Annotated in this window: 9 protein-coding genes; 1 reads left to right on the top strand and 8 read right to left on the bottom strand. The window is 67.5% G+C overall.

Translation table 11 applies throughout. From position 1 onward, the window contains the following. Positions 1-61: 61 nt before the first annotated feature. The 3 genes from HMPREF2716_RS13465 to HMPREF2716_RS13455 all read right to left on the bottom strand — a co-directional run bounded on the left by HMPREF2716_RS13465 (position 62) and on the right by HMPREF2716_RS13455 (position 2,946). Positions 62-835 (bottom strand): enoyl-CoA hydratase, encoded by a 774-nt coding sequence (locus HMPREF2716_RS13465; RefSeq protein ID WP_003163010.1) that lies wholly within the window; start codon positions 833-835, stop codon positions 62-64. Positions 836-899: 64 nt separating this feature from the next. Then, complete coding sequence (locus HMPREF2716_RS13460; protein WP_003455448.1) at positions 900-1,826, bottom strand: iron-sulfur-binding ferredoxin reductase; 927 nt, start codon at positions 1,824-1,826, stop codon at positions 900-902. Continuing rightward, a complete protein-coding gene (locus HMPREF2716_RS13455) occupies positions 1,819-2,946 on the bottom strand; it encodes a GGDEF domain-containing protein (RefSeq protein WP_023113545.1) in 1,128 nt (375 codons plus the stop codon). Before HMPREF2716_RS13455 ends, HMPREF2716_RS13460 begins: the two co-directional genes overlap by 8 nt. A 277-nt stretch (positions 2,947-3,223) precedes the next feature. On the opposite strand from HMPREF2716_RS13455, the gene HMPREF2716_RS13450 reads away from it, so the two are divergent. Next, the gene (locus HMPREF2716_RS13450; RefSeq protein WP_003093938.1) at positions 3,224-4,747 is read left to right on the top strand and encodes a fumarate hydratase; all 1,524 of its coding nucleotides are present in this window, start codon (positions 3,224-3,226) and stop codon (positions 4,745-4,747) included. A gap of 96 nt (positions 4,748-4,843) precedes the next feature. Here the strand turns inward: HMPREF2716_RS13450 and HMPREF2716_RS13445 are convergent, their stop codons facing one another. From HMPREF2716_RS13445 to HMPREF2716_RS13425, 5 genes are all read right to left on the bottom strand, one after another. Beyond that, the gene (locus tag HMPREF2716_RS13445) at positions 4,844-6,151 is read right to left on the bottom strand and encodes an Nramp family divalent metal transporter (RefSeq protein ID WP_073637108.1); all 1,308 of its coding nucleotides are present in this window, start codon (positions 6,149-6,151) and stop codon (positions 4,844-4,846) included. Between the two features lie 84 nt (positions 6,152-6,235). After that, positions 6,236-6,544, bottom strand: a complete 309-nt coding sequence (locus tag HMPREF2716_RS13440; protein ID WP_003101146.1) for a ribbon-helix-helix domain-containing protein — start codon at positions 6,542-6,544, stop codon at positions 6,236-6,238. 20 nt (positions 6,545-6,564) lie between these two features. Continuing rightward, positions 6,565-7,149, bottom strand: a complete 585-nt coding sequence (locus tag HMPREF2716_RS13435; protein ID WP_003120861.1) for a DJ-1/PfpI family protein — start codon at positions 7,147-7,149, stop codon at positions 6,565-6,567. A 103-nt stretch (positions 7,150-7,252) separates the two neighbouring features. Then, on the bottom strand, positions 7,253-7,864 hold the full coding sequence (locus HMPREF2716_RS13430; protein WP_003101143.1) for a DUF2846 domain-containing protein: 612 nt from the start codon (positions 7,862-7,864) through the stop codon (positions 7,253-7,255). 93 nt (positions 7,865-7,957) lie between these two features. Next, positions 7,958-9,238: an acyltransferase family protein gene (locus tag HMPREF2716_RS13425; protein ID WP_023518059.1), complete on the bottom strand. Its 1,281-nt coding sequence runs from the start codon at positions 9,236-9,238 to the stop codon at positions 7,958-7,960. Positions 9,239-9,242 lie beyond the last annotated feature (4 nt).

Here is a 9,242-nt window from a genome sequence, read left to right as displayed (position 1 = left end):
TAACGCCTATGGCGTTATCCGCCCTACGGACCGGTGCCCCGCTGGCCCAACAGCGGTGTGCTCAGGCGAACCTGGAGAAATCCGGCTGGCGCCGGTGCATGAAGGCGCTGAGCGCCTCGACCGCCTCGGGCGAGCGCAGTCGGGTACTGAAGATATCGCCTTCCTCGGCGATCACCCGGCGAAGCTCCTCGATAAACGGCGCTTTCATCAGGCGCTTGCTCTCCACTACCGCCGAGGGCGCCAGGTGCAGGAAGCGCCGGGCCGCATCGCGGGCGTGCTCCAGCACCGTGGCGCCATCCTCCAGCGCCGCATTGGCCAGGCCCCAGGCCGCCGCCTGCTCGCCGCTGAAGTCCTGGCCGAGCATCAGCAATTCCGCAGCCCTGGCATGACCGAGCATGCGCGGCAGGATCAGGCTCGAGCCGAACTCCGGTGTCAGGCCGAGGTTGACGAACGGCATCTTCAATCGCGCATTGCGACCGACGAAGACCAGGTCGCAATGCAGCAGCAGGGTGGTGCCGATACCCACCGCCGGTCCGTTCACCGCGGCGATCACCGGCTTGGGGAATTCCAGCAGGGCGCTCATGAAGCGGCCGACCGGGCTGTCGCGCAGGGATGGCGGTTGCTCGAGGAAGTCGAGGATGTCGTTGCCGCTGGTGAAGCAGGCATCGCCGCCAGTGATCAGCACTACCCGCACAGCCGTATCGGCCTGCGCCTCCAGCAGCGCCTCGGCCATCCGACTGTACATCGCGCGGGTCAGCGCGTTCTTCTTGTCCTGGCGGTCCAGGCGCAGGGTCAGCAGCCCCGCTTCGCGTTCGACCCGAATCAGCTCGCTCATCGTCACTCCAGGGATGCGGCGCAGGGCCGCGGCAATGGCTGCAAGGCACCGCCACCGCGCCGCGTCAGGCGTGGGGCAGGAACAGGTCCGCCAGGGTCTGGCTACGCGGTACGCCGGCCAGGTAGAGATGCCGGGCGAAGCGTTCGACGCTGGCGGGTTGGCCGCAGAGTAAGGCCATGCTGCGCCGCGGAACAAGGCGGAGATCGGCCAAGGCAGAGGGCAACTGCGCCGCCGACACCAGGTTGACGCGCACTTGCGGATGACGCCCGGCCAACTCCGCCAACTCGCTCGCCAGGTAGTGGTCGCGCGCCAGGTGCAGCAACTGGATCGGCGCCTGGTGTTCCGCGCGCAAGGCCTCGCGAAGTATCCCCCAGAGCGGCGCCAGCCCGGTGCCGGCGGCCATCAGCAACAGCGGTCGCTCCTGCCAGTCCGGCTCGTAGCGCAACGCCCCGCCGCGCAACTCGCCCAGACGCAGGAGCGCGCCAGGCGCCAGGCGCCGGGCGCGGTCGCAGAACGCGCCGGGAGCGCTACAGTCGATGTGGAACTCCAGCCATGGGTCCTCGTGAGGCAGGCTGGCCAGCGAATAGGGACGCGCCACGCCATCGTCGCTCCACAGCAGCAGGTGCTGCCCGGCGCGATAGCGCAAGGGCCGCTCCGGCTCCAGGCGCAGGCGCAGCACATCGCCCAGCCAGTGGCAGGCGACGACCCTGGCCGGCAGCCCGTCGCGCTCAGGATCGAAAGGCTGCAACACGAGGTCGCCGAGCACCCGGCACTGACAGGCCAGCCGCCAGCCCGCTTCGCGCCGTACCGGATCGAGCGCCTCCGGGAGGGTGTCTTCCACCTCGCCCTGCAGGCAATGCACCAGGCAGGCGTGGCAACTGCCGGCGCGGCAGCTATGGGGCACGGCGATGCCACCGGCGAGCAGCGCATCCAGCAGGTTGCTGCCGGCGGCGACGGCAAGGCGTCGCTCGCCGACCCGTATGTCAGGCACTGGTGACCTCCCAGGTGGCGTCGCAGCGGTTTCGTCCGCCGCGCTTGGCACGGTAGAGCGCCTGGTCGGCCCGCTGCAAGGCCTCGTCGAGATCGTCGTCGGCATACAGCAGGGTCATGCCCACCGAAAGGCTCAGGGTATCCACCGTGACCCCGACCGGTTCCGCCTGTTGGAACGCCAGGCGCAGGCGCTCGCAACAGCTTTCCAGCTGTTCCGCGTCGGCGTGGGGCAGCAGCAGGACGAACTCCTCGCCGCCGTAACGGGCCAGGACGTCGCCATCGCGCAGACAGGAACGCGCCACCGCGGCGAAGGTCTGCAGGACCCGATCACCGGCGGCGTGGCCGTGGCGGTCGTTGATCCGCTTGAAGTGATCGAGGTCGATCAGCGCCAGGCCGTGCTGCCGGTTCGGCAGCAGGTCTTCCAGCGCCCGACTGGCCAGGCGCATGAAATGCCGGCGGTTGAACAGCCCGGTGAGTTCGTCGGTGGCCACTAGGTCTTCCAGTTGGCGCATCATGCCGCGCAGCGTGTCCTGGTGCGCCTGCAAGGCATAGCGGCGCTGGCGCATGCGTTGCCGCATCGCCTGTATGTAGCTGGCGAACAGGCTCAGCCAGACCATTACGATGAACATCACGAGCACCTGCAATGCAGCCCGGCCCGGCAGCTCGAGACGCTGCTGCAAGGCCTCTACCAGGTAGATGCCGGAAAAAGCGATGAACGCCAGCGCCGCACAGCGGGCGAAGACCCGCGGCGGCAGTTGGAACACGCCGAACAGCAGGGCCAGCACGTAGAACACCATGAAGGTGCCGCGCAGGCTGTCGACGTGATAGAGGAAATAGGTCAGCCAGGCGATCGCCACCAGCACCTGCGGCTCGGTCAGGCTGGGATCGGCGTAACGCAGGTTGCGACCGCTGGCGAACAGCCAGAGGAAGGCCAGTTGGCAAGCCACCACCAGGGTGGTGCTGGCTGCCGCGGTGGTCGGCGCTGCGCGGTAGAAGCCGCTGAGTAGCGCCAGCCAGAGCAGGACCAGGCCGAGCAGGTAGGTGCCTGCGGCCATGCCGAACCGGCGGAGCAAGAGCTTTTGCAGCGCACGCTGTTTCAGAGGAGGCTTGTCTGTGCGCATGGGCTCCGTCCCGTAATGGCACCTGGCCGCAATGTACCCTGCCCCCTGCGGGTTGCCTAGTCGAACGAACTGCCAGCTAGCGGACCGCGGATTTATCGGCCGACCAGCCGGCTGGCCGACCAAGGTCTGATCGTCGGCGCGTGCGCCCGTCTCGCCGGAACGGCTATACTGTCGCGCCTTTTTTGCGCCGGTGCCTGACCGGCGCGCTCCTCGGCTGCGGCCGGCTCCGTGACCCTGCCCCGCATCCGAATTACCCGCCTGAAGAGGACCGTGCTCCATGGCCGTGATCAAGCAAGACGACCTGATCCAGAGCGTCGCCGATGCCCTGCAGTTCATCTCCTACTACCACCCGGTCGATTTCATCCAGGCCATGCATGAGGCCTACCTGCGCGAAGAATCGCCGGCTGCCCGCGACTCCATGGCGCAGATCCTGATCAACTCGCGCATGTGCGCCACCGGCCACCGCCCGATCTGCCAGGACACCGGGATCGTCACCGTGTTCGTCCGGGTCGGCATGGACGTGCGCTGGGACGGCGCTACCATGAGCGTCGACGATATGATCAACGAAGGCGTGCGTCGCGCCTACAACCTGCCGGAGAACGTCCTGCGCGCCTCGATCCTGGCCGACCCGGCCGGCGCGCGGAAGAACACCAAGGACAACACGCCGGCGGTGATCCACTACTCCATCGTTCCCGGCGACAAGGTCGAGGTCGATGTCGCGGCCAAGGGCGGCGGCTCGGAGAACAAGTCGAAGATGGCCATGCTCAACCCGTCCGACTCGATCGTCGACTGGGTGCTGAAGACCGTACCGACCATGGGCGCCGGCTGGTGCCCGCCGGGCATGCTCGGCATCGGCATCGGCGGTACCGCGGAGAAAGCAGCGGTGATGGCGAAGGAGGTCCTCATGGACCCGATCGACATCCACGAACTGAAGGCCCGCGGCCCGCAGAACCGCATCGAGGAACTGCGCCTGGAGCTGTTCGAGAAGGTCAACCAGCTGGGCATCGGTGCCCAGGGCCTGGGCGGCCTGACCACCGTGCTCGACGTCAAGATCATGGACTACCCGACCCACGCCGCCTCGCTGCCGGTGTGCATGATCCCCAACTGCGCCGCGACCCGCCACGCCCACTTCGTGCTCGACGGCTCCGGCCCCGCCGAACTGGAAGCGCCGTCGCTCGACGCCTACCCGGAGATCGTCTGGGAAGCCGGCCCGTCCGCGCGCCGCGTCGACCTGGACAAGATCACCCCGGAAGAGGTGCAAAGCTGGAAACCGGGCGAGACCCTGCTGCTCAACGGCAAGATGCTCACCGGCCGCGACGCCGCGCACAAGCGCATGGTCGACATGCTGAACAAGGGCGAAACGCTGCCGGTGGACCTGAAAGGCCGCTTCATCTATTACGTCGGCCCGGTCGATCCGGTCGGCGACGAGGTGGTCGGCCCGGCCGGTCCCACCACCGCCACCCGGATGGACAAGTTCACCCGCCAGATCCTCGAACAGACCGGCCTGCTGGGCATGATCGGCAAGTCCGAGCGCGGTCCCATCGCCATCGAGGCGATCAAGGACAACAAGGCGGTATACCTGATGGCCGTCGGCGGCGCCGCCTACCTGGTCGCCCAGGCGATCAAGAAGTCCAAGGTGCTGGCCTTCGCCGAACTGGGCATGGAAGCGATCTACGAGTTCGAGGTGAAGGACATGCCGGTCACCGTCGCGGTCGACACCAACGGCGAGTCGGTGCACATCACCGGCCCGGCGGTCTGGCAGAAGAAGATCGCCGAAAGCCTGGCGGTCGAGGTCAAGTAAGCCTGCTCCGTCCCTGGAAAAGCCCGGCCCCGCGCCGGGCTTTTTCGTACGGCCACTGGCCGGAGCCTGGGCTGGCAGCGCCGCAGGCGCCTTGGTTCAGCCGAACCAGAAATACAGCAAGGTCAGGTTCGCCGCCGAGATCAGGCCGAACAACGACCAGGCCAGCGCGCTGACCCAGCGCGGGTTGACGAACTCCCCCATCAGTCCCCGGTCGCTGCTGAAGCGAATCAGCGGCCACAGGGCGAACGGCAATTGCAGGCTGAGCACCACCTGGCTGAGCACCAGCAGCTTGCCTACCGCGCCTTCGCCCAGCCAGAGCACGCCGATCAAGGCCGGCACCAGGGCCAGGCCGCGGGTGATCAGGCGCCGCTGCCAGCAGGGAATCTTCGCCCGGAGGAAACCCTCCATCACCACCTGCCCGGCAATGGTGCCGGTGAAGGTCGAGCTTTGCCCCGCCGCCAGCAGGGCGAAGCCGAACAGGAAGCTGGCCAGGGCGCCGCCCACCAACGGGTCGAGCAGGTGGTAGGCGTCCTGGATCTCCACCACCTCGGTATGGCCGCTGCCGTGGAAAGCCGCGGCGGCGAGGATCAGGATCGCCGCATTGACCAGCAGCGCCAGGGACAGCGAGCCGATGGTGTCGAGCCGGGAAAAGCGGATCGCCGAGCGTTTGCTCGCCGCGTCGTCGCCGCTGACCCGGGTCTGCACCACGGACGAATGCAGGTAGAGGTTGTGCGGCATCACCGTCGCGCCGAGGATGCCGATCGCCAGGTACAGCGGCTCCTGGCTGCTCAGGGTGTCCCAGGACGGCCGCAAGCCGGCGGCGACATCCGGCCAGTAGGGGCCGATCAGCACCAGTTCGACGAAGAAACACGCGCCGATGGTCGCGATCAGCCCCAGCACTATGGCCTCCAAGCGGCGGAAGTTGGCGCCCTGCAGGGCCAGCACGATCAGGGTATCGAAGGCGGTGAGGACCACCCCGGTGGTAATCGAGACGCCCAGCAGCAGGTGGAAGGCCAGCGCCGCGCCGAGCACCTCGGCAAGGTCGGTAGCGACGATCGACAGTTCCGCCAGCAGCCATTGGCCACGCGCCACGCCAGGGCGGTAGCGCTCCCGGGAGAGCTGCGCGAGGTCGCGGCCGGTGGCGATGCCCAGGCGCGAACAGAGGCTTTGCAGGAGCATCCCGGAAAAGCTCGCCAGCACCACTACGAACAGCAGCGCGTAGCCGAAGCGCGAGCCCGCCTCGATGGCGGTGGCCCAGTTGCCGGGGTCCATGTAGCCGACCGAGACCAGCAGGCCGGGGCCGATGAACAGCGCCAGCTTGCGCAGCGGCGAGGCGTCGGCCGGCACCGCCACGCTGTGGCTGACCGCCGAGGGACAGAACGGCGCGGTGGCCGTGGTGGGCAGGGAGTATTTCACGAGGCGACGCCGGATCGGGGGAGGAAGTGCGACCAGCCTAAACGTTTCACCCCGGTCGCGTCTTCCCTCGCCTCAGGCCTGGGCGCGCTGGCCGACCAGGCTCAGCTCGGCGACTTTCTCGCGCCGCTGCGCCAGGTAGCGGGTGCAACTGACACGCAGGAAGGAGGCGAAGTTGAGCACCTCGCCGCGATAGTCCATCACTTCCTCGTAGAGATTGGTGATCAACTGGTTGGTGCTCAGGCCCTCGCCTTCGGCGATTTCCCGGAGGATGTCCCAGAACTGGTTCTCCAGGCGCAGGGTGGTCACCACCCCGCGGATGCGCAAGGAACGCGAGCGCGATTCATAGAGGATCGGATCGGCTTTCACATAGAGTTCGCACATGCGCGGGGGTCTCCTGGGTCTCAGTGGCTGATGCGGGTGCCGAGCGCCTCGAGGAAGCGCGCCAGCCACGCCGGATGCGCCGGCCAGGCCGGCGCGGTGACCAGGTGGCCGTCGACGTGGGCCTGGTCCGGCGGAAGGTCGACGTACTCGCCGCCGGCCAGCCGCACCTCCGGGGCGCAGGCCGGATAGGCGCTGCACGCCCGCCCTTGCAGAACGCCGGCGGCGGCCAGCAGCTGGGCGCCATGGCAGACCGCGGCGATCGGCTTGCGCGCGGCATCGAAGTCACGCACCAGAGCCAGCACCTGCTCGTTCAGGCGCAGGTATTCGGGCGCGCGGCCGCCGGGGATCAGCAGGGCATCGTAATCCTCGGCGCGGGCCTGGGCAAAGTCGGCATTGAGGGTGAAGTTGTGGCCCGGCTTCTCGCTGTAGGTCTGGTCGCCTTCGAAATCGTGGATGGCGGTGCGCACGCTTTGCCCGGCCCGCTTGTCCGGACACACCGCATGCACCTGGTGGCCCACCATCTGCAGGGCCTGGAACGGGACCATGGTTTCGTAGTCTTCGGCATAGTCGCCGACCAGCATCAGGATCTTCTTCGCAGCCATCACGCGCACTCCTTCGGGCAGGGCCCGGTCATACCGGGGATGCACCTAAGGTAGCCAATCCGCAGGGGGACGCGGGTAATAGACGGTTACTACACGCGTGCCGGGTTCAGATGCCGATCTTGTCCAGGGCCCGCCCGACGCCTTCCCAGAACGAGCGCTGCACGCGTTTCCGGTAGCCGCTGGCGGCGAACTGCATGGGCTCCTGAACCTGGTGGGTAGCGCCGATTTCCGCAGCGCCGAGATCGGCCGCCACCAATTGCAGCGGGCCATCGCCCTCACCCGCCGGGTGCTCGCTCTTCGGTGGCGGGTTGAGTTCGTCGTAGCGCAGGTAGTAGACCGAGCCGGCCCTGGCCTCGAGCATGAAGCTGGCGATGCGGGTGAAATCCATCGGACCGTCGGCGAACAGGGTCCAGAAGCTGCCCGCCAGCGGCCGGCGCATTTCCAGCTTGTAGCTGCCGGTCTCGAACTCGAACGCCAGGTAGCCGTTGCTCGGTAGGCTGCCGATCAGTTCGTTGTTGAGGAAGATCCCCGGCGCCTCGAGTTCCTCGTCCGCCCACTGGCTCCGCGGACGGTAGAGGTAGACGGTGGCGTGGCTGGCATCGGCGCTCGGATGGGCGACGAAGGCCGGTCCGTCCACCGCACCGAAGAACGCGCCGGGCGTGCTGCAGCCGACCAGGCTCGCGACGATCGACAGGGCCAGCGACAGGCTGCGCAGCATGCTCCATCCCTCTTCTTATGGTTATCCGCGCAGCATAACCAGCCGGGCCGGGCCTGCCACCCGTCGAAAGTCCGGTTCTCCGGGAGAACGGCCTCAGGCCGCGCGCGGCACCTTGGCCAGCGCCGGCGCCGGCATCAGCCGGCGCACCAGCCACTTGCGCACCGGCACCACGCCGCGCTCCTGGAACAGCACGCAGAACGCCACCAGCAGGACCAGGAACAGCGGGTAGTAGAGCAGCGACGATGGCAGCGCGGCCGCCGCCTCGGTGCAGGCGCGCCAGTCGTCGAGACAACGCCCCGGCACGGCGATAAGGCGCTCGCTACGGGAGAACAGGGTGAACATCGGCACATGCAGGGCGAACAGCGACAGCGAGGCGGCCCCCAGGCGCGGCGACCAGTGGCGGACGAAAGCGCTCTTCGAGTCGGCGGGCAGCGCGCAAAGGCACACCAGCAGCAACTGGGCCGGCAGCAGGAGGCCGTTGTGCAGCAGGAAGTACCAATGTTTGGCGCCCTGGGTGAACAGGTAGTCGGCCACCAGGAAGGCCGCCACCACCAGCGCCACCAGCGCGGCCAGCAGGCCGCGTCCCGGCACCATGCCACGGTCGCGGTAGCCGCGGAACAACCCGTAGGCCAGGATGCCGCCAAGGAATTCCGGCAGGCGCAGCAACGGATTGCGGTGCAGCAGGCCGGTCCAGGGAATCCCGTAGCTCTCGCTGGCCACCACCAGCGCCGGCGGGATCAGGTAGACCAGCCAGACCAGCGCCAGCACCTTCCACTTGTGCCGGCTGCGCATCAGCCGCGGGGCGACGAAGGGAAACGCCAGGTAGAAGAACATCAGCGTCGACAGCGACCACAACGGCGCGTTGAAGGTCAGGTAATAGGGATTCCAGGCCTGCAGCAGGAGGATCTGCAGGATGCTGTTGACGAACAGTTCGGTGTTGCTCATCCAGTGCAGGAAGAGTTCCGGGTGGGTGCGGCCGAGCACTTCGTTGGTGTCGTAGATGACGAAGCGCGGGGTGGCCTTGTCCAGCTCGGGACCGATTCCCAGGTGGCTGAGGGCCAGCAACACCAGGATCGACAGCAGCAGGGAGAACAGGTGCAGCGGATAGAGATTGGACAGTCGCTTGGTCCAGAAGCTGCGGGCGCTTTCGCGCAACCGGCCGCTGCGTGCGTAGACATGGGCCAGGAGGAAGCCGGAAAGCACGAAGAAGGTACTGGTGGCGAAGAACCCCAGGCTGGTCAGTTCGTCGAGACCGGGAAACTTCTGCTCTTTCGGATAGGTATGCAGGGTGTGGTACACCACCACGTACAGGCCGAGCAGGAAGCGCAACCATTCCAGTCCGATGAAACGTTCCTTGGAGTCGGGCGTTGCCACGCAT

This window comes from Pseudomonas sp. HMSC076A11, assembly GCF_001810205.1.
Taxonomy (GTDB): domain Bacteria; phylum Pseudomonadota; class Gammaproteobacteria; order Pseudomonadales; family Pseudomonadaceae; genus Pseudomonas; species Pseudomonas aeruginosa.
The sequence above is the reverse complement of the archived record's forward strand: the minus strand, read 5'-3'. Positions and strand labels throughout refer to the sequence as shown.